Raw genomic sequence first — 20,721 nt, 5'->3', positions numbered from 1 at the left:
GGCGCTTCAGTAGCGCTTCTGGCTCAGCTCGGCGAACAGCTCGCCGTAGATCTTGTAGCGGCTCGGGCTGATGCCGTTGCCCGTTTCATTGGCCGCCCCCACGTTGGCGATCACGCCGCAGCCCGGCTCGTGCAGGTGGGTGCAGTTGTAGAACTTGCAGTCGCCCATGTGTTCGGCGATGTCGGGCATCAGGCCGGCAAGTTGCATCGGTTCGATGTGGTTCAGGCCGAATTCCTGGAAGCCCGGCGAATCGATCAGGCCTGTGGTGCGGGCTTCGTCGATCCAGTACCAGGTGGTGCTCGTGGTCGTGTGCTTGCCCGAATTCAGCGCCTGCGAGATCTCCTGCGTCAGCACGGTGGCGCCCGGCACCAACAGGTTGGTCAGCGTGCTCTTGCCCGAGCCTGAAGGGCCCAGCACCAGCGTGCACTTGCCCGCAAGCAGTTTCATCAGCGAGGCGTAGTCGGCCTCGCCCGATGCCTTCAGCGACAGCGGCAGCACGCCGTGGTGCATGCGCCGGTAGGGCGCCAGCTTGGCCCAGGCGCGCGCGAAGGGCTCGACCAGGTCGCTCTTGTTGAGCGCGATGATGGGTGTGATGCGCTCGGCCTGGGCCGCGATCAGCGCACGTGCCAACTGATGCTCGGAGAACTCCGGCTCGGCGGCGATCAGGATCAGCACGTGGTCGAGGTTGGCCGCGAACGACTTGGTGCGGATCTCGTCCTGCCGGTAGAACAGGTTGCGCCGCGGCAGCACCTGCTCGATGGTGCCTTCGTCCTCGCTGGCCTGCCAGAGCACGCGGTCGCCGACCACGGCCTGGCTCTTCTTGCCGCGCGGGTGGCAGATCAGGCGCTCGCCCGCGGGCGTTTCGACCAGGCAGTGACGGCCGTGGCTGGCGACAACAAGACCGTCGTTCAGCGTCTTCGCAGCGGATGCTGCGGAAGCGGCGGTGCGGCTCGACTTAGCCAAGTGCGCGGTCCGTCATGCGGCGGGACCGGGGCTTGCGACCAGCGCATCGGCCTGGCGCGCGCAGTCGAAGTCGGTGGCCGAGAGGCCTCCCACGTCGTGCGTGTTGAAGCGCACCAAGCAGCGGTTGTAGTGCACCGAAAGGTCGGGGTGATGGTCCTGTGTGTGCGCCACGAAGGCCAGCGCATTCACGAAGGCGATGGTTTCGAAGTAGTTGGCGAAGGTGAAGGTCTTTTCGATGGCGACGTCGGCGCCGTCGCCGGTGAGCTTCCAGCCGTCGAGGCGCGCCAGGGCGGCCACGATTTCGGTGGCGCTCAGCGCTTTGCGTGCGGGAAGGCTCTTCCAGTCTTTGGGCTTGAACATGCTGCTCATGAGGGGCTTCGCGAAGAAATGAAAAGTGGATGCATCACGCCGAGGCCGTCATGCGCGCAAGGCGCTCGGAGGCGGGCGGATGGGAGTAGTAGAAGCTCACGAACAGAGGGTCCGGCGTGAGCGTGGAGGCGTTGTCCTGGTAGAGCTTGAGCAGGGCGGCCGACAGGTCGGCGCCGCTGGTCTGCGCCACGGCATAGGCATCGGCTTCGAACTCATGCTTGCGCGACAGGCGGGCGGGCAGCGGTGCAATGAAGAAGCCGAACACCGGCACCGCCAGCATGAACAGCAGCAGCGCCAACGCACTGTTGGGTGCGGTGAGGTTGGGTTGCACGCCCAGTCCGGCATAGAACCACACCTGCGTCGACACCCAGCCCAGCAGCGCGAAGCCCGCCAGGCTCAGCGCGAACATGGCAACGAGCCGCTTGACGATGTGGCGGTGCTTGAAGTGGCCGAGTTCGTGGGCGAGCACTGCTTCGACCTCGCTGGCGTTCAGCTGCCGCAGCAGCGTGTCGTAGAACACCACGCGCTTGCTGGCACCGAAGCCGGTGAAGTAGGCATTGGCGTGCGCGCTGCGCGTGCTGCCGTCCATCACGAACAGGCCCTTGGCCGCGAAGCCGCAGCGCTTCATGAGCGCCGTGACGCGCGCCTTCAGCGTGGGATCGTCCAGCGGCTTGAACTTGTTGAACAGCGGGGCGATGAAGGTCGGGTAGATCAGCATCAGCAACAGGTTGAAGCCCATCCACGCACCCCAGGCCCACAGCCACCAGAGCTGTCCTGCGGCACCCATGAGCCAGAGGATCAGGGCGGCGATCGGCAGGCCGATCACGGCGCCGAGCAAGGTCGACTTGAGCGTATCGGCCAGCCAGAGTTTCCAGGTCATCTTGTTGAAGCCGAAGCGCTCCTCGAGCCGGAAGGTCTGCCAGAGCGTGAAGGGCAGTTCCAGCAGCCCGCCGATCAAGGCGAAGGCGCCCAGCAGCACCAGTTGCTGCACCATGCCGCCGCCGAGCCACAGGAGCAGCAGGTTGTTGAGCACGTCGAGCCCGCCAAGCAGCGTCCAGCCCAGCAGCAGTGCTGCGCTCCAGGCCATTTCGATGAGGCCGAAGCGCGCCTTGGCGATGGTGTAGTCGGCCGCCTTCTGGTGGGCGGCGAGGGTGATGGTCTGCGCGAAGGCGGGCGGGACCGTGCCGCGGTGCTGCGCCACATGGCGCACTTGCCGCGAGGCCAGCCAGAACTTCACGAGCAGCCCCGCAACCAGCGCAACCGCAAAGGCAATGGTGAAGATGAGCGAATAGGACATGGAGCGGCGAGTTTAGTCCCCGGTATCTGGGGCCGCAGGCCTTCGACGACAATCCTGCGATGCCCGAATCCATCGCCCCGACACCCCCGGCCACCGCGCCCACCCTGAAGAAGAGCGACCTGAACCTGGTCTGGCTGGACTGCGAAATGAGCGGCCTGGACCCCGACAAGGAGTTCCTGCTCGAAATTGCCGTGGTCGTGACCGGTCCCGACCTCACGCCCCGCATCGACGGTCCCGTGCTGGTCATTCACCAGAGCGACGCCGTGCTCGACGCCATGGACGCCTGGAACAAGGGCACCCACGGCCGCAGCGGCCTGATCGACAAGGTGAAGGCCTCCACGCTGGACGAAGCCGCCGCCGAGCAGCAGTTGCTGGAATTCATCGCCAAGTACATCCCGCGCAGCGGCTCGCCCATGTGCGGCAACACCATCGGTCAGGACCGGCGCTTCCTGGTCAAGTACATGCCCAAGCTGGAGGCGTACTTCCACTACCGCAACCTCGACGTCAGCACCCTCAAGGAACTGGCCAAGCGCTGGAAGCCCACCGCCTACAGCAGCTTCAAGAAGCAGCAGGCGCACACCGCGCTGGCCGACGTGCACGAGTCCATCGAGGAACTGGCGCACTATCGCGAGACTTTCCTGAAGCTGACCGACTGAATAAACAAAGTCAGCGGACAAAGGACTAGGTAAAACCCCGAGTTCGTGCCATAATCGCAGGCTTCGCTGATCGGGCAGGTATTTCAAGCCCGGCCAGCGACTCTTGCATCTCCCTATCTTGCACACCGCGCCCGATCGCATTCGCTGATCAAAAAGGGCCACAGCCTCAGGCGTCAGCCCGAAGTTGAATGTCGTTGGATGGTTGATGTTTTTAACCACCAACGGGGCGCCGCCTACGGCAGCGCTCGCGTTTGAGATTGATATTCATGACCGACGCTTTTGAAGCGCAGGGCGAATTCGCGCCTGTGCAATCCTCTATCCATAACGAATTCACCGCTCCGGTGGACACCGTGTCCGAGGCCCCCATTCTCGAGGCGCTCGACGCAGCCGCTCCCGAAGTGGCCGCAGTGGAAGAACCCACTCTGCCCAACGGCTTTGTCCGCCTGGGCCTCGCCCCTGAACTGATCGCCGCCGTGGCCGACCTGGGTTTCACCCAGCCCACCACCGTGCAAGACAAGGTGATCCCGCTGGCCATGGGCGGTGAAACCGGCCAGGACGGCAAGGCCCGTTTCGTCGACCTGATGGTCTCCAGCCAGACCGGTTCGGGCAAGACCGCCGCCTTCCTGCTGCCCGTGCTGCACACGCTGCTCAAGCGCCAGGCCGAAGCCGAAGCCGAAGCCAAGGCCGAGTTCCAGCGCCTGGCCGCCGAAGCTGCCGCCCGCGGCGAAGCCGCGCCGAAGAAGCCCAAGCGCAAGGACCCGACCAACACCCGTCATTTCAAGGCTGCCACTCCCGGCGCCCTGATCCTGTGCCCGACGCGCGAACTCGCGCAGCAAGTCGCGCACGATGCCATCGAACTCGTCAAGCATTGCCGCGGCCTGCGCATTGCCAATGTGGTGGGCGGCATGCCTTACCAGTTGCAGATCGCCAAGCTGCAGAACGCCGACCTCGTGGTTGCCACCCCTGGCCGTCTGCTCGACCTGCAACGTTCGTCGCAGCTCAAGCTCGACCAGGTCAAGTTCCTGGTGGTCGACGAAGCCGACCGCATGCTCGACCTCGGCTTCTCCGACGACCTGGCTGAAGTCAACCAGCTCACCATCGAGCGCCAGCAGACCATGATGTTCAGCGCCACCTTCGCGCCGCGCATCCAGCAGCTGGCCCAGCGCGTCATGCGCGAGCCGCAACGCATCACCATCGACAGCCCGCAGGAAAAGCACGCCAACATCAAGCAGTCGCTGTACTGGGCCGACAACAGCCAGCACAAGCGCAAGCTGCTCGACCACTGGCTGCGTGACACCACCATCAACCAGGCCATCGTGTTCGCGAGCACGCAGGTCGAGTGCGACGGCCTTGCCGCCGACCTGCAGCAAGACGGCTTCAGCGCCGTGGCACTGCACGGCGCCCTGAGCCAGGGCCTGCGCAACCGCCGCCTGATGGCGCTGCGCCAAGGCCAGGTCCAGATCCTGGTGGCCACCGACGTTGCCGCCCGCGGCATCGACGTGCCGACCATCACCCACGTGTTCAACTTCGGCCTGCCGATGAAGGCCGAGGACTACACCCACCGCATCGGCCGCACCGGCCGTGCAGGCCGCGACGGCCTGGCCATCACCTTCGCCGAATTCCGCGATCGCCGCAAGATCATGGACATCGAGCAGTACAGCCGCCAGCAGTTCAAGGCGGAAGTGGTGCCGGGCATGGAGCCGCAGCAGCGCATGCCGCAATCGCGTCCGCCGATGGGCGAGTACCGCGGCGGCCGTGGCGACAACCAGTCGCGCGATCGCAAGTTCGGCGGCGCTCCGCGTGGCAATGGCGGCGGCTTCGGCGGCGGCAATGGCGGCGGCAACTATGCGGGCGCCAGCGGCTTCAACGACCGTGGTTCGCGTCCTCCGACACCCCGTGGCGGCGGCTTCGGCGGCCAGGGTGGTGGCGGCCATAACGCCGGTTTCGGCGGCGGCCGTGACGAAGGCGGCAACAACGGCGGCGGCTTCGGTCGCAAGCCGGGCTGGGGCGACAGCGCCCCGCGCGGTGGCGCCAACCATGGCGGCCGGGGCGACTTCGCTCCCCGCGAAGGTTTCGCACCGCGTGAAGGCTTCGCACCCCGCGAGGGTTTCGCTCCGCGCGGCAATGGCGCAGGCCATGGCGGCCCGGGCAAGGTGTTCGTGCCCCGTGACGCGCAAAAGCGCAGCTTCAAGCCCACGCGCTGATCCCCAGCGAGCGGCCTGACAGCCGCATCGCCCCCCAAAAAGCCCGCGCTTCTCACGAACGCGGGCTTTTTCATTTCGGGTTTCCGAGCAGGCCGGTGCAGTCGAATTTTGATTGACACCTGAATCGATGAAAAGTAATGTAATGGCGCATTGCTTCCCCGGGTCCGTCCTGCGGCCACCGGTTCATCGACACCTGCTTTTCGACTTTCGACATGAAAATTGCGATTCTTGGGGGTGGTCATGGCGCCTACGCGGCCGCCGCGGACCTGTCTGAAACCGGCCACGAAGTGCGCCTGTGGCGTCGCGATGCCGCGGCGCTTGCGCCGCTCGTGCATGCTGGCGCCATCACGCTGAAAGATGCCGACGGTGTGCGCGAGGTGCCCATCGCGCTGGCCACCGCCGACATCGGCGCGGCCCTGAAAGGCGCCGAGCTCATCGTCGTTCCCACGCCCGCCATTGCCCAGCACGACATCGCGCTCGCCATGGCGCCGCACCTGGTCGACGGCCAGGTCGTGTTCCTGCCGCCGGGCACCTTCGGCAGCTACGTGATGGCGAAGACCGTCAAGGAGGCCGGCAGCCGCGCCGACATCGCCTGGGCCGAGACCGGCACCTTGCCCTACCTGGCGCGCAAGCACGGCGAGCGCGAGGTGAGCGTCACCATCCGCGCGATCCGGCTGCCCACGGGCGTCTATCCGGCGCGCAGGGAGGCGCAGGCCATCGAGGTGATTCGCCAGGCCTACCCGGCCGTGCACGGCTGCGGCGACGCACTGTCGGGCGCACTCATGAATGCCGGCCCCGTCATCCACCCGCCGCTGATGGTGATGAACGCCGCGCCGCTGCAGCACTTCGAGCGCTGGGACATCCACAACGAAGGCACCCAGCGCGCCGTGCGCGACGTGACCGACCGCCTCGACCAGGAGCGCATCGCGGTGCGGGAAGCCTTCGGCCAGGGCGCGCCGCACTATCCGCTGGCCGACCACTACGACAACGACCGGTGGATGTACGGTGACGCGCACAAGCAGCTCGTGAAGTCGGGCGACTGGCGCGAGAACATCGACCTGCACACGCACCGCTACATCACGGAAGACACCGAGCTCGGCCTGGCATTTCTTGCATCGGCTGCGCGCCATGCCGGCGTCGACGCGCCCATCGCGCACGGCCTGCTGGCCATCGTCGGCGGCTTTCTCGGCCGCGACCTGCGACGCGGCCCGCGCACCTTCGAAAGCCTGGGCCTCGCCGACCTGAGCGCGTCGCAACTGCGCCAGAGGCTGCACGATGGCGAATGACGCCGCGCTGCCCCGTTTCGCCGCGGTCGGCGCGGGCCGCATGGGGCGCGGCATCGCCATCGCGTTCGCGTATGCGGGGCACCGCATCTCGCTGATCGACCTGCGCCAGCGCAGCGGCGATGCGTGGCAACGCCTGCGAGACGAGGCGAAGGCCGAAATCGAGGCCAGCCTGTTGGGCCTGGCGCAGCTCGGCGTGATCGATGCATCGCAGGTCGAGCGCATTGCCGCGCGCGTGGATTTCGTCGACGCAGCCGCGGCGCCGCAAGCGCTCGCCGCGGCCGATCTCGTGTTCGAAGGCGTGCCCGAGACCATCGAAGCCAAGCGCGAGGCGTTCGAGCACATCAACCGCCACTGCCGCGACGATGCCATCCTCACCTCCACCACCAGCAGCATCCTCGTGACGCAGCTGGCCGCGTTGGTGCGGCTGCCGGAGCGCTTCCTCAACATGCACTGGCTCAACCCGGCCTATTTGATCCCCGTGGTCGAACTGAGCTGCCACCCCGGCACCGACTCCGCCGTGCTCGCGCGCACCAAGGCGCTGATGGAGGCGATCGGCAAGCTCCCCGTGGTTTGTGGCGCCTCGCCCGGCTACATCGTGCCGCGCTTGCAGGCGCTGGTGATGAACGAGGCCGCGCGAATGATCGAGGAGGGCGCCGCCACCGCCGAGGAAATCGACAAGGCCACGCGCTACGGCCTGGGCCTTCGCTTCGCCGCGCTCGGCGTGGTCGAGTTCATCGACTTCGGCGGCTGCGACATCCTGCACCACGCCAGCCGCGAGATGTCGGTGTCGCTCGACAAGGGCCGCTACACCGCGCCGGCCATCGTCGCACGCATGGTCGAGGAAGGGCGGCTCGGCCTGAAGAGCGGCAGCGGCTTCTACGACTACGCCGGCCGCGACATTGCAGCCTACCGGCGCGACGTGCTTTCGCGCACGCTCGGTGAATTGCGGCACGCGGGCCTGTGGCGCGCACCCGCCGACGAGACGCTGTCATGAACATCCGCCGCGCCTTCGCAGACCTGTCGGTGGGGCAGGTGCACTACGCGGCCTGCGGCGATCCGCAAGCGCCGGCGGTGCTGCTGCTGCACCAGTCGCCGCGCAGCTGGGCCGAGTACCGCGCGGTGCTGCCGCTGATCGGCGCGCGGCGCCGCGCCATCGCGATGGACACCGCCGGCTTCGGCGACTCCGCGGATGGCGGCGTGCCCGCGAGCATCGCGCAATGGGCGCGCGTGGCCTGCGAGCTGCTCGACGCGCTGAACATCGCTCAGGCCGACGTGGTGGGCCATCACACGGGCGGTGTCGTGGCCGTCGAGCTTGCGGCGGCGTTCCCCGATCGCGTGCGCAGCCTCGTGCTGTCTTCGACGCCTTACACCGACGAAGCCTTTCGCCGCGCGCGGGCACAGCGCCCACCCATCGACGAAGTCGCGCCCAGCGAAGACGGCTCGCACCTCGCCGCGCTGTGGCAGAAGCGCCAGGGCTTCTATCCGCCGGGCCGGCCCGAACTGCTCGAAGCTTTCGTGCGCGACGCATTGAAGGTCGAGCGCGTGGAGGAGGGGCACCGTGCCGTTGCGTCGTACCGCATGGAGGACCGCATCGGCCATGTCACGCAGCCCACGCTCATCGTGCGCGCCACCGAAGACCCGTTCGCCGCGCCGCATGCGCAAGAACTGCAGCACCACCTGCCGCATGCGCGCATCGCCGACATCGAAGGCGGCATGGTGCCCTTGCCCGACCAGATGCCCGAGGCCTTCGCGCGCGCCGTGCTCGAGTTTCTGGAAACCTTGCCATGAAGGCTGTGCGCATCCACGGCTTCGACGCCGTGCCCGTGCTGGAAGACGTTGCCGACCCGGTGGCGCGGCCCGGCCGCACCCTGGTGCGCATGGAGGCCGCGACGGTCGGGCACATCGACCGCACCGTGTGGCGCGGCAGCTTCCTGCGCCATCCGCCGCTGCCCTACACGCCGGGTGTGGAGGCGGCGGGCGTCGTCATCGCGAGCGGGCGGTACGCCACCGGCCAGCGCGTGTGGCTGCGCGGCAGCGGACTGGGCACGATGTTCGACGGCACCTGGAGCGAGCTGGTCGACGCGCCCGATGAAGCGCTCGGCGTGCTGCCGGACGACGTGCCGATGCCGTTGGGCGCCGCATTCTTTTCGCCCTGCACGTCGGCGTGGGTCGCGCTGCACGAGGTCGCGAAGCTGCAGGCCGGTGAGCAGGTGCTGGTGACCGGTGCGAGCGGCGCCGTCGGCTCGCTCGTGATGCAGCTCGCACGCGACGCCGGCTGCACGGCGACGGCCGTCGATCCGAACGCCGAGCCGCCCGCCGCTGCCAGCGCCGACCTGCTGATCGACACCGTGGGCGGCGATGTGCTCGCGAAGGTGTTGCCCGCCGTGCGCGCTGGCGGGCGTGCGGTGCTGGTCGGCTACACCGCCGGGCCGACGCTGCAACTCGACATCTCACACTTTTTGCAACGCGATGTGGCGCTGCTGCCGCTCAACATGTTTCGGCGTGAAGCGGCGGGCCGTGCCGCCGCGCCCGAGCTGCTGGCAAGGTTGGCCGACGGGCGACTGCACCTGGCCGTGCAACGCTTCGCGCTCGCCGATGCGGCCCTTGCGCTCGACTGGATCGCGCAGCGCGGCCACCGCGGCCGCGCAGTCCTCGTGCCTCGCCTCTGAGCGATCGGGCAACGGGGACGCAGGGTCAGTCTTCCTCCGGCTCCCCCACCGGCACATGCACGTGCAGGTCGATCATCTGCCGCAGGGTCTGCTTGAGCTCTTCGGCGCGCCGCAAGCCGAAGGGTTCTAGCACGCGCCGCTCATGCTCGCGTGCGAGTTCCATCAGGTGTTCCACCGCCTTCAGGCCCTTGCGCGTGATGCGCACCAGCGTGATGCGGCGATCACTTTCATGGGGCAGGCGCTCCACCTGTCCGCGCGCTTCCATGCGGTCCAGCAGCCGCGTGACCGTGGGCTGCTTGGTCACCGTCACCTGCGCAAGCTGGCCGATGCTGACGGCGTCGCTGCCCGCGAGCGAGGCCATCACGCGCCACTCCGAAATGGAAAAGCCCTGCTGCCGCGCCACCTCGTGGAACTCCGAGGAAATCAGCTGGCTGGCCTGCGCCAGCAGCGCGGGCAGGTAGTCATCGACGAAGCGATGCGGTGCCGCCGGCTCAGCCATGAACGCACCCGGTGCATGAGGCGGGCACGCTGTTTGCATGTCTAGGGTAATTCATGATTGTGGATACATTCATTTGTCAACATTATAGAAAGCATGATGTGGCAGCTGAAGCGCATCGTCCCACGATAGACAACAAGGACCCAAATGGCTGAGCGTTCGTTCGTCGAAGAAGTCAAGAAACTGCGGCTTTCCGGTGGTGATGTGTTTCGCGGCGAGGGCATTCTGGCCGTCACCAAGGCCTTGCTGGAGTCCGGAGTGTCTTATGTGGCCGGCTACCAGGGCGCGCCCATCTCGCACCTGATGGACGTGCTGGCCGATGCGCAGGACATCCTCGCGGAGCAGGGCATCCGCTTCGAGAACAGCGCCAGCGAGGCCACCGCCGCCGCCACGCTCGCCGCTTCCGTCAACTACCCGCTGCGCGGCGCAGTCACCTTCAAGGCCACCGTGGGCACCAACGTGGCGTCCGACGCGCTGGCCAACCTGGCCTCCGGCGGCGTGACCGGCGGCGCGCTCATCATCGTGGGCGAGGACTACGGTGAGGGCTCGTCGATCATGCAAGAGCGCAGCCATGCGTTCGCCATGAAGTCGCAGATATGGCTGCTCGACCCGCGTCCCAACCTGCCGAGCATCGTCGATGCGGTGAAGCAGGGCTTCGACCTTTCGGAGGCCAGCAACACGCCCGTGATGCTGCAGCTGCGCATCCGCGCCTGCCACGTTCACGGCCACTTCATCGCCGGCGACAACAAGCGCGCGAAGTTCACGCTGCAGGAGGCGCTGGAGAACCCGCAGCGCGACGTGAGCCGCATCGTGCTGCCGCCCGCGAGCTTCGTGCATGAACAGGAGAAGATCAAGGACCGCTGGCCTGCGGCCGTGCGCTTCATCGAGGAGCGCAAGCTCAACGAGTTCTTCTCCGAGGACGCCGACGACATCGGCATCATCGTGCAGGGCGGCAGCTACAACACGCTGCTGCGCGCATTGGAGCGGCTCGACCTCGCCGACGTGTACGGCAACACCAAGGTGCCGCTCTATGTGATGAACGTGGCGTACCCCGTCATCGAGAGCGAAGTCATCCGCTTCTGCGAAGGCAAGCGCGCGGTGATGATCGTGGAAGAGGGCCAGCCCAACTTCGTCGAGCAGAACCTCGCGACCATCCTGCGCCAGGCCGGTTCGACCACCGCGCTGCACGGCAAGGACATGCTGCCCGTGGCCGGCGAGTACACATCGTCCGAACTGCTCAAGGGCGCGCGCACCTTCTGCGAGCGCTACGACCGCCTGGCACCGCTGCCCGTGCCGGTTGCGGTGCGCAAGGTGATTCCGCTCAAGGAGGTGGCCGCCATCGGCGTCGATGCCGCGCCGGAGCCGGCCGTGCCTTCCACCGCGCTCGGCGAAGTCGTGCATGCCCGCCCTCCGGGCTTTTGCACCGGCTGCCCCGAGCGCCCGATCTTCAGCGCGATGAAGCTGGTGGAGCGCGAACTCGGCGCGCACCACGTGAGCGCCGACATCGGCTGCCACCTGTTCTCCATCCTGCCGCCCTTCAACATCGGCAACACCACCATGGGCTACGGCCTGGGCGGCGCGGGTGCTTCGGCGCTCAATGCACCGGCCGGCAAGCGAGCGATCTCGATGATGGGCGATGGCGGCTTCTGGCACAACGGCCTCACCAGCGGCGTGGCGAATGCGGTCTTCAACAAGAGCGACAACCTCACCATCGTCGTCGACAACAACTACACCTCGGCCACCGGCGGTCAGGACATCCTGTCGTCGCATGCCGTCAACAAGACGCGCAGCACCGGCCACGCCATCGAGCGCGCCGTGCGCGGCGTGGGCGTGGAATGGGTGAAGACGCTGCGCCGCACCTACGACGTGGCCGGCATGCGCGACGCGCTGAAAGACGCACTCACCACCAAGACCCGCGGCCCCAAGGTGCTCATCGCCCAGTCGGAATGCATGCTCAACAAGCAGCGCCGCGAGAAGCCGCTGGTGCGCAAGGCCATCGCCGACGGCAAGCGCATGGTGCGCGAGAAGTTTGGCGTCGATTCCGACACCTGCACCGGCGACCACTCGTGCATCCGCCTGTCGGGCTGCCCGTCGCTGTCGATCAAGCCGAACCCCGATCCGCTGCGCACCGACCCGGTGGCCACCGTGCTCGACAGCTGCGTGGGTTGCGGCGTGTGCGGCGAGGTGTCCCATGCCGCGGTACTGTGCCCGTCGTTCTACAAGGCGCAGATCGTGAGCAACCCCAGCCGCTGGGACGTGCTGCGCGAACGTGTGCGTGCCGCCGTCATCGGCTGGCTGCAGCGCAGCGACGCGCGCCGCCGTGAAGCCTATGCCTTCTGAAGCGATGACGAACAAGCCACAGCCCCTCAAGATCGCCATCCTCGCCATGGGCGGGGAGGGCGGCGGCGTGCTCGCCGACTGGATCGTCGACATGGGCGAGGCCAACGGCTACGTGGCCCAGACCACCTCGGTTCCGGGCGTGGCGCAGCGCACCGGCGCGACCATCTACTACGTCGAGCTGTACCCGACGGCGCAGGCCGAGGCGGACGGTGGCCGGCCCGTGCTGGCACTGATGCCGCTGCCGGGCGATGTCGACGTGGTGCTTGCATCGGAGCTCATGGAAGCGGGCCGCGCGGTGCAGCGCGGACTCGTCACCCGCGACCGCACCACGCTGATTGCATCGACGCACCGCGTCTTCTCCATTGCGGAGAAGAGCGCGCTGGGCGATGGCCGCGTCGACAGCACCCAATTGCTTGCGCACACTGCCAAGGCCGCCAAGCGGTTCATCCGCTTCGACATGGAAAAAGCAGCCGAGGCCTCGGGCAGCGTGATCAGCGCCGTGCTCTTCGGTGCGCTCGCGGGCTCGGGCGTGCTGCCGTTCAGCCGCGCGCAGTTTGAGGCCACCGTCGAGCGCGGCGGCGTGGGCGTCAAGCCCAGCCTCAAGGCCTTCGGTGCGGCGTTCACTCGCGCACAGGGCGGCGACGATGGCGAGCCGGCGCTGGAAGCCCCGCTCGCCACGCCCACGCCGCAACCGCGCCACCCTGCCGTACGCGCGCTGGTGGAGCGCGTGCAGCGCGACTTTCCGGCGCAGGCGCAAGACTTTCTGCTCGAAGGCGTGCGCCGCCTCATCGACTACCAGGACGTGGCCTACGCCGGCCTGTACCTCGACCGCTCGGCTGCTATCGCGGCGCTGCCGGCCCAGGTCGACCACCGCCTGCTGCGCGAGACTGCGCGCCACCTGGCGCTGTGGATGTCCTACGAAGACACGGCCCGCGTCGCAGCCCTGAAGACCCGGGCGACCCGCTTCGAGCGCGTGCGCGGCGAGGCGCGCGTGCAGCCCGGGCAGGTGCTCGCCATCAACGAATACATGCACCCGCGCCTGCAGGAGATCTGCGAGACGCTGCCCGGCGGCATCGGCCGCTGGCTCATGGGTTCCACTCTGCCCAAGAAGCTCGTCGAGCGCTTCACGCAGCATGGCCGCGTGATCCAGACCAGCTCGCTGCGCGGCTACCTGATGCTGCGCGCCGTGGCGGCCTGCAAGCGCTGGCGCCTGTCCACCATGCGCTATGCCGAGGAAAACCGCCGCATCGAGGAATGGCTGCAGCGCATCGCCGCCACCGCGCAGCGCAACCCTGAGCTTGCCGTGGAGCTGGCCCAGTGCCAGCGCCTGGTCAAGGGCTACAGCGACACGCACGAGCGCGGCATTCGCAACTACGACACCGTCATGCGCGCCTTCGAGCGCGCCGGCGCGGGGTTGGCACCGGCCACGCTGCGCGAGCTGCGCGACGCGGCGCTCGCCGACGAACACGGTCACAAGCTGCAGGCTGCATTGGCGCAGCACGCACTGGCCTGAAGAGACAACGCACGATGACCGCTCCCACCGCCACGCTCCAGCTTCGCGTTACCGAAGTGCGCGAACTCAATCCGCTGATCCGCATGCTGCGCCTGCGCGCGGAAGACGGCCGCCCGTTGCCGGGTTTCGCGGCTGGCTCCCACATCCGCGTGCAGGTGTCGCTGCCCGACGGCAAGGCCGACTGGCGCCACTACTCGTTGATCAACTTCGCCACCGCACGCAATGCCACCAACGCGCCGACGGAGTACGTGATCGCCGTGCGCAAGGAAGCCGAAGGCCGCGGCGGCTCGCGCTTCATGCACGAGCGGCTGAAAGAAGGCGACATGCTCGCCGTCGAAGCACCGAAGAACGACTTTCCCCTGCACACGGGCCCGGGCGGCACGGTGCTGGTGGCCGGCGGCATCGGCGTGACGCCGCTCGCCACCATGGCCGCGCGCCGCCGCGCCGAAGAGGCCCCCGTGCGCATGCACTACGCCGGCCGCAGCCGCGAGCTGATGGCCTTCCTGCCGGAACTGCAGGCGCTGCTGGGCGACGACCTGCGCGTGCATGCCGACGCTGAAGCCGGTGCGCCGCTGGACATCGATGCGCTGCTCGACGGCGTGCCGGCCGGCGACCGCCTCTACGTGTGCGGCCCCAAGGTCATGCTCGACGCCGTGCTCGCCCGCACGCAGGCACGCGGTTGGGACCATGGCCGCGTGCACTTCGAGCTGTTCACCGAGCCGGTCGCCGAAGCAGGCGACCAGCCCTTCGAGGTCGAGCTCGCCCAGTCGGGCCAGCGCTTCACCGTGGCGGCCGACCAGAGCATCCTCGACTGCCTCATCGAGAACGGCTGCGACCCCATGTTCGACTGCAAGCGCGGCGAATGCGGCGTGTGCGCCGTGCCCGTGATCGAAGGCGAGATCGACCACCGCGACTACGTGCTCACCGCCCGCGAGAAGGCGGAGGGCACCGTCATGCAGATCTGCATCTCGCGCGCCAAGGGCGAGCGGCTGGTGCTCGACCTCTGAAGCAAGGAGCGACTCCACCCATGACTTCGTACCGAGACAACCCCGATGCCGTGCGCGCCCTGGTGCAGCACGACCGCGTGCACCGCGACCTGTACACCAGCCAGGAGCTGTTCGAGCTGGAGCAGGAACACTTCTTCGCCAACACCTGGAACTACGTGGGCCACGAGAGCCAGTTGCCGAAGGCGGGCGACTGGATCAGCAACGAGATCGCGGGCCGCCCGCTCATCATCGTGCGCCATACGGACGGCAGCGTGCGCGCCATGATGAACCGCTGCGCCCACAAGGGCTCGCGGCTGGTGAACGGGCCCTGCGGCAACACCGGCAAGTTCTTTCGCTGCCCGTACCACGCCTGGACCTTCAAGACCGACGGCGCGCCGCTGGCGATTCCGCTGAAGACCGGCTACGAGCACACGCAGCTGCACGAATGCGAGTCGGGCAAGGGCCTCACCACGCTGAAGCACGTGCGCAGCCACCGCGGCTTCATCTTCGTGAAGATCAACGACGCGGGCCCCGGCTTCGACGAGTACTTCGGCGACTCGCTGAGCTCCATCGACAACATGGCCGACCGTTCGCCCGAAGGCGAGCTCGAAATCGCGGGCGGCTGCCTGCGCTTCATGCACCAGTGCAACTGGAAGATGTTCGTGGAGAACCTCAACGACACCATGCACCCGATGGTGGCGCACGAGTCCTCGGCCGGCACTGCCAAGCGCATGTGGGCCGACAAGCCCGAAGACGCGCCCAAGCCCATGGCCGTGGAGCAGTTCGCGCCCTTCATGTCGGACTACAAGTTCTTCGAGGACATGGGCATCCGCACCTACGACAACGGCCACAGCTTCACGGGCGTGCACTTCAGCATCCACAGCAAGTACAAGGCGATTCCTGCGTACGACGACGCCATGAAGGCGCGCTACGGCGAAGAGAAGACGGCGCAGATCCTCGGCATGGCGCGGCACAACACGGTGTACTACCCGAACCTCACGATCAAGGGCGCGATCCAGGCCATTCGCGTGGTGAAGCCGATCTCGGCCGACAAGACGCTGATCGAGAGCTGGACCTTCCGCCTCAAGGGCGCGCCGCCCGAGCTGCTGCAGCGCACCACCATGTACAACCGGCTCATCAATTCGCCATTCTCGGTGGTGGGGCACGACGACCTGCAGGCCTACCGCGGCATGCAGGCCGGGCTGCACGCGAGCGGCAACGAGTGGGTGAGCCTGCACCGCGACTACCACCCTTCGGAGCTGAAGGGCGGCGAGATCACCACGGGCGGCACCAACGAGCTGCCGATGCGCAACCAATATCGCAGCTGGGTACAGCGCATGACGGAGACCATGTAATGGCCGGCACCGACGTCACCCGCCAGGACCTGATCGACTTCGTCGTGAACGAAGCGCACCTGCTCGACACGCGCCGCTACGAAGACTGGAACGCGCTCTTCACCGACGACGCCTTCTACTGGATTCCGCTGGTGCCCGACCAGGAGGACGGCCTGAACCACACCTCGCACCTCTACGAGGACAAGCTGCTGCGCGACCTGCGCATCGAACGCTTGAAGAGCCCGCGCGCCTTCTCGCAGCAGCCGCCCAGCCGCTGCCACCACCTGCTGCAAGTGCCGGTGGTCGAACAGTTCGACACCGAGGCCAACCGTTTCGTGGTGCGCACCGAGTTCCACTACACCGAGTCGCAGGGCGACGAGCTGCAGTTCTACGTGGGCACCTTCTATCACCACCTCACCGTGCACGATGGCGCGCTGCGCATGACGCTCAAGCGCGTGAACCTGCTCAACTGCGACGCGGCCCTGCCGGCCGTGCAGCTTTTCATCTGAAGGACGAGATGGCACACGACACCGTCCACCAGGTCTTCACAGCGACTGCCAGGCGCACGCCGCAGGCCGAGTTCCTGTTCACCGAATCGGTGACCGCAGCCGCCTATGGCATCGCGCCCGGCGCGATCCGCTGGGGCGAGGCGGCGGCAGAGGTCGAGCGCCTGCGCGCGGCCTATGCCCAGGCCGGCTACGGCCACGGCCACCGCGTCGGCCTGCTGCTGGAGAACAGGCCCGCCTTCATCTTCCACTGGCTCGCGCTGAACGCACTGGGCGCGAGCGTGGTGCCCATCAACGCCGACATGCGCTCGGCCGAACTGGTCTACCTGATCGGGCACAGCGAAATCGGCCTGGCCGTGACGCTGCCGGGCCGCGCGGCCGACCTGCGCGCCGCGGCGGCGCTGGCGGGCGTGGCCTTCGAGACGATGGGCCCCGACGATGCGGTGCCGAGCGCGAAGACACCCGCACCGCGTGCCCATGAGCCCGTGGGCGCCGACACTGAGTGCGGCCTGCTCTACACCTCGGGCACCACGGGCCGGCCCAAGGGCTGCATCCTCGCCAACGCCTACTTCCTGCGTGCCGGCGAGTGGTATGCCGCGCTGGACGGCGTGTGCGGCATTCGCCCCGACGCCGAGCGTGTCATCACGCCGCTGCCGCTCAACCACATGAACGCGATGGCGTTTTCCACCATGGTGGTGCTGGTGGCGGGCGGCTGCCTGGTGCAACTCGACCGCTTCCATCCGAAGACTTGGCTGGCCAGCGCCAAGGAGAGCGGCGCCACCATCGTGCATTACCTGGGCGTGATGCCGGCCATGCTGCTGTCGGCGCCCGCGTCGGCGGCCGACCGCGACCATGCGATCCGATGGGGCTTCGGCGCCGGCGTGGACCGCAAGAACCACGCGCCCTTCGAAGCGCGCTTCGGCTTCCCGTTGGTCGAGGCCTGGGCCATGACCGAGACCGGCGCCGCCGCCTGCATCATGGCCAACCGCGAGCCGCGTCTCGTGGGCACCAGCTGCTTCGGGCGGCAGGAAGACTTCGTCGAGATCCGCCTCGTGGGCGAGGACGGCGGCGAAGTCGGCGTCGATGCACCGGGCGAGCTGCTGGTGCGCTCGGCCGGCAACGACCCCAAGCGCTACTTCTTCTCCGGCTACCTGAAGGACGAGGAGGCCACGCGCGAAGCCTGGGCCGACGGCTGGTTCCACACCGGCGACCTGGTGCGCCGCGATGCCGAGGGTAACTTCTTCTTCGTCGACCGCAAGAAAAACGTGATCCGCCGCAGCGGCGAGAACATCTCGGCCGTCGAGGTCGAGAGCGTGCTCAACCAGCACCCGGCCGTGAAGACCTCGGCCGTGGCCGCCACGCCCGATGCGGTGCGCGGCGACGAGGTGCTGGCCTGCATCGTGATGCGCGAAGACGCGGACGCCTCGCAGCCCGCGCAAACCGCGGCCAGCATCGTTCAACATGCGCTGGACCAGTTGGCCTACTACAAGGCGCCCGGCTATGTGGCCTTCGTGGACGCGCTGCCGCTCACGCCGTCGCAGAAGATCCAGCGCGGCCAGCTGCGAGAGATGGCGCAGTCGCTGCCGGGGCAGGGCCACTGCATCGACACGCGCGCCATGAAGAAAAGACAGGCAGGGCACGCATGACGGCACGCCGGCTCTCCTACGAAGGCGTCGCGGTCGCGGTGCCCGTCACCGTGCCCTACGTGCGCTATTCCACGCGCACCGCGCACTGGTTCATCGGGCAGGCCGTGCAGGCGCTGGTCGAAGCCAGCGGCGTGCCCAAGGAACAGATCGACGGCCTGTGCCTCAGCAGCTTCTCGCTCGCGCCCGACACGGCCGTGGGCGTCACGCAGCACCTGGGCCTGTCGCCGCGCTGGCTCGACCACGTGCCCACAGGCGGTGCGTCGGGCGTGATGTGCCTGCGCCGCGCCGCGCGCGCCGTGCAGGCGGGCGATGCCGACATCGTGGCCTGCGTGGGCGCGGACACCAACCATGTCGACTCCTTCCGCCAGACGCTGGGCAGCTTCAGCAACTTTGCGCGTGACGCGAGCTACCCCTACGGCTCGGGCGGGCCGAACTCGATCTTCGCGTTCATCACCGCCAACTACATGCGCACCTATGGCGCGCGGCGCGAGGACTTCGGCCGCATCTGCGTGGACCAGCGCACCAACGCGCTCGGCAACCCGAACGCGATGTTCAAGAAGGCGCTGACCCTCGACGAGTACATGGCGGCGCGCCCCATCTCCGACCCGATCCACCTGTTCGACTGCGTGATGCCCTGCGCCGGTGCCGAGGCCTTCCTGGTGATGAGCGAGGAGCGCGCACGCGACCTGGGCCTGGCGCACGTGGTGATCCGCGGCGCCATCGAACGCCACAACGCCTATGCCGAAGACCCGGTGATGGTGCAGGGCGGCTGGCGCAAGGACCGCGACGACCTGTACGCGCAGGCTGGTGTGCCCCCTACCGCGCTGGACTTCGTGCAGACCTACGACGACTACCCCGTCATCGCAATGATGCAGTTCGAGGACCTGGGCTTCTGCGAGAAGGGCGAGGGCCCGGCCTTCGTGCAGTCGCACACCATGACCTTCGACGGCAGCTTTCCGAACAACACCAGCGGCGGGCAGCTGTCCGCTGGCCAAGCGGGCGCGGCCGGAGGCTTCCTCGGCATGGTCGAGGCGATCCGCCAATTGACAGATGAAGCTGGGCCGCGTTCGGTGCCCGATGCCCAACTGGGCCTGGTCGCCGGCTTCGGCATGGTGACCTACGACCGCTGCCTGTGCACAGGCGCCGTCATCCTCGGGAGAGCCGCATGACCATGCCCCTGATGCGCCCCCCGCGCAAGAACCCGGTGCTGCGCACCCGGCAGATGAATCTGCCGCCCGGCGCGCGTGGCCGCGTGGCGCTCGGCCTCACGGCGGCTGCCGCCGAGGGCCGCTTCGAACTGCAGACCTGCGAGGACTGCGGCACGGTGCAGTACCCGCCGCGCGAGGTCTGCCACAAGTGCCTGTCGGCCGCCCTGCGCTGGCGCGCGCAGAGCGGCGAGGGCGAGCTGCTGGGCAGCACCACGCTGCACCACAGCAACGACCTGTTCTTTCGCGAGCGGCTGCCCTGGCGGCTGGGGCTGGTGCATCTGGATGCCGGCCCCACGCTCATGGTCCACCTGCACGGCGAGGTGGGCGATGCGCCCACCTGCGGGCATTCAGACGGGGACGCGCTTCCGCGCGTCCGTGTCGGCGCCCGGCTCGACCGCTCCGGCCAGGCCGTTCTCATTGGTTTTCCGAATGAAGGGAGTCCCCACATGGCCGACGACAAGATGCTGCGCGAGATGACCAGCGACCCCAAGTTCCGCAAGGCGCTGGTGACCGACGGCAAGACCGAGACCGGGCAGGCCATCGTGCGCGCGCTGGTGAAGGCCGGTGCCGACATCGTCTGGGTCGGCCATGCCGAGCCCTGGAAGAAGATGGGCGACGGGCTGGACGACATCTCCGCGCTGCCGCAGGTCACGCTGGTGCCGCTGGACCTGACCAATGGCCGCCAGGTGACGGAGCTTGCGGGCTCCATCGGCGGCAAGGTCGACATCGTGATCAACAACGCCGAGGTGCACCGCACCTTCGGCATCGGCGCGCGCCGTGGCACCGACGTGGCGAAGGCCGAGATGGACATCAACTACTTCGGCCTGCTGCGCCTGGCGCAGGAATTCGGCCCCGCGCTCAAGGGCCGCTCGGCCGACGGCACGACGGGTGCGACGGCCTGGGTCAACCTGCTGTCGATCTACGCGCTCAGCAACTTTCCGCCGCACGGCACCTTCAGCGCCTCGAAGGCGGCAGCGCATTCGCTCGCGCAATGCCTGCGTGCGGAGATGCGGCCGGCCGGCATCCGCGTGATCAACGTGTTCCCGGGGCCCATCGACGACGAATGGAACCAGCACACGCCGCCGCCCAAGCTCGCACCCGCCGCGCTGGCCAATGCCATCGTGAAGGCGCTGCGCGACGGCGTGGAGGACATCTACCCGGGCGACGTGGCGCAGGAGTGGCTGGAGCGCTGGCGCGACAACCCGAAGGTGCTCGAACGCGAGCTGGCCGCAGGCGGCTGAGACAGGA

At 68.0% G+C, this 20,721-nt stretch carries 18 protein-coding genes; 14 read left to right on the top strand and 4 right to left on the bottom strand.

The window, feature by feature from the left end; all coding sequences use genetic code 11:
* Positions 1-6: 6 nt before the first annotated feature.
* From rsgA to AC1DJH_RS04135, 3 genes are read right to left on the bottom strand one after another with little or no spacing between them, the layout of a single operon-like run.
* Positions 7-963 (bottom strand): ribosome small subunit-dependent GTPase A, encoded by a 957-nt coding sequence (gene rsgA / locus AC1DJH_RS04145; protein WP_478184811.1) that lies wholly within the window; start codon positions 961-963, stop codon positions 7-9.
* Between the two features lie 12 nt (positions 964-975).
* Positions 976-1,332 (bottom strand): 4a-hydroxytetrahydrobiopterin dehydratase, encoded by a 357-nt coding sequence (locus tag AC1DJH_RS04140; protein WP_478184810.1) that lies wholly within the window; start codon positions 1,330-1,332, stop codon positions 976-978.
* Between the two features lie 34 nt (positions 1,333-1,366).
* Positions 1,367-2,629, bottom strand: coding sequence for a M48 family metallopeptidase (locus AC1DJH_RS04135; RefSeq protein ID WP_478184809.1), 1,263 nt, complete (start codon positions 2,627-2,629; stop codon positions 1,367-1,369).
* Positions 2,630-2,688: 59 nt separating this feature from the next.
* Here AC1DJH_RS04135 and orn point away from each other — a divergent pair, with 59 nt between their 5' ends.
* The 6 genes from orn (at position 2,689) to AC1DJH_RS04105 (ending at position 9,444) form a co-directional block, all read left to right on the top strand.
* Entirely contained in the window at positions 2,689-3,285 is a 597-nt protein-coding gene (gene orn, locus AC1DJH_RS04130) for an oligoribonuclease (protein WP_478184808.1), read from the top strand.
* A 266-nt stretch (positions 3,286-3,551) separates the two neighbouring features.
* On the top strand, positions 3,552-5,489 hold the full coding sequence (locus tag AC1DJH_RS04125; protein WP_478184807.1) for a DEAD/DEAH box helicase: 1,938 nt from the start codon (positions 3,552-3,554) through the stop codon (positions 5,487-5,489).
* A gap of 212 nt (positions 5,490-5,701) precedes the next feature.
* The gene (locus tag AC1DJH_RS04120; protein ID WP_478184806.1) at positions 5,702-6,775 is read left to right on the top strand and encodes an NAD/NADP octopine/nopaline dehydrogenase family protein; all 1,074 of its coding nucleotides are present in this window, start codon (positions 5,702-5,704) and stop codon (positions 6,773-6,775) included.
* Entirely contained in the window at positions 6,765-7,769 is a 1,005-nt protein-coding gene (locus AC1DJH_RS04115) for a 3-hydroxybutyryl-CoA dehydrogenase (protein ID WP_478184805.1), read from the top strand. The genes AC1DJH_RS04120 and AC1DJH_RS04115 overlap by 11 nt, the downstream gene beginning before the upstream one ends.
* Positions 7,766-8,563: an alpha/beta fold hydrolase gene (locus tag AC1DJH_RS04110; protein ID WP_478184804.1), complete on the top strand. Its 798-nt coding sequence runs from the start codon at positions 7,766-7,768 to the stop codon at positions 8,561-8,563. Before AC1DJH_RS04115 ends, AC1DJH_RS04110 begins: the two co-directional genes overlap by 4 nt.
* Complete coding sequence (locus tag AC1DJH_RS04105) at positions 8,560-9,444, top strand: quinone oxidoreductase family protein (protein ID WP_478184803.1); 885 nt, start codon at positions 8,560-8,562, stop codon at positions 9,442-9,444. Before AC1DJH_RS04110 ends, AC1DJH_RS04105 begins: the two co-directional genes overlap by 4 nt.
* Before the next feature lie 25 nt (positions 9,445-9,469).
* Here AC1DJH_RS04105 and AC1DJH_RS04100 read toward each other — a convergent pair whose 3' ends face one another.
* Positions 9,470-9,943, bottom strand: coding sequence for a MarR family winged helix-turn-helix transcriptional regulator (locus tag AC1DJH_RS04100; protein WP_435483141.1), 474 nt, complete (start codon positions 9,941-9,943; stop codon positions 9,470-9,472).
* A gap of 144 nt (positions 9,944-10,087) precedes the next feature.
* Here AC1DJH_RS04100 and AC1DJH_RS04095 point away from each other — a divergent pair, with 144 nt between their 5' ends.
* From AC1DJH_RS04095 to AC1DJH_RS04060, 8 genes are read left to right on the top strand one after another with little or no spacing between them, the layout of a single operon-like run.
* A complete protein-coding gene (locus AC1DJH_RS04095) occupies positions 10,088-12,280 on the top strand; it encodes a thiamine pyrophosphate-dependent enzyme (RefSeq protein ID WP_478184802.1) in 2,193 nt (730 codons plus the stop codon).
* 4 nt (positions 12,281-12,284) lie between these two features.
* Complete coding sequence (locus AC1DJH_RS04090; RefSeq protein WP_478184801.1) at positions 12,285-13,793, top strand: indolepyruvate oxidoreductase subunit beta family protein; 1,509 nt, start codon at positions 12,285-12,287, stop codon at positions 13,791-13,793.
* Between the two features lie 14 nt (positions 13,794-13,807).
* Positions 13,808-14,800 (top strand): PDR/VanB family oxidoreductase, encoded by a 993-nt coding sequence (locus tag AC1DJH_RS04085; RefSeq protein ID WP_478184800.1) that lies wholly within the window; start codon positions 13,808-13,810, stop codon positions 14,798-14,800.
* 20 nt (positions 14,801-14,820) lie between these two features.
* Complete coding sequence (locus AC1DJH_RS04080) at positions 14,821-16,134, top strand: aromatic ring-hydroxylating dioxygenase subunit alpha (protein ID WP_478184799.1); 1,314 nt, start codon at positions 14,821-14,823, stop codon at positions 16,132-16,134.
* Positions 16,134-16,622, top strand: coding sequence for an aromatic-ring-hydroxylating dioxygenase subunit beta (locus tag AC1DJH_RS04075; protein ID WP_435483146.1), 489 nt, complete (start codon positions 16,134-16,136; stop codon positions 16,620-16,622). Before AC1DJH_RS04080 ends, AC1DJH_RS04075 begins: the two co-directional genes overlap by 1 nt.
* 8 nt (positions 16,623-16,630) lie before the next feature.
* Complete coding sequence (locus tag AC1DJH_RS04070) at positions 16,631-18,265, top strand: AMP-binding protein (RefSeq protein WP_435483147.1); 1,635 nt, start codon at positions 16,631-16,633, stop codon at positions 18,263-18,265.
* A complete protein-coding gene (locus AC1DJH_RS04065; RefSeq protein WP_478184798.1) occupies positions 18,262-19,434 on the top strand; it encodes a thiolase family protein in 1,173 nt (390 codons plus the stop codon). The genes AC1DJH_RS04070 and AC1DJH_RS04065 overlap by 4 nt, the downstream gene beginning before the upstream one ends.
* Entirely contained in the window at positions 19,431-20,714 is a 1,284-nt protein-coding gene (locus tag AC1DJH_RS04060; protein ID WP_435483149.1) for an SDR family NAD(P)-dependent oxidoreductase, read from the top strand. Before AC1DJH_RS04065 ends, AC1DJH_RS04060 begins: the two co-directional genes overlap by 4 nt.
* The last annotated feature ends 7 nt before the right edge of the window (positions 20,715-20,721 follow it).

The organism is Variovorax sp. 10N412 (assembly GCF_056394985.1).
Note: the sequence above shows the minus strand (reverse complement) of the source record. Positions and strands in the feature narration are given on the sequence as shown.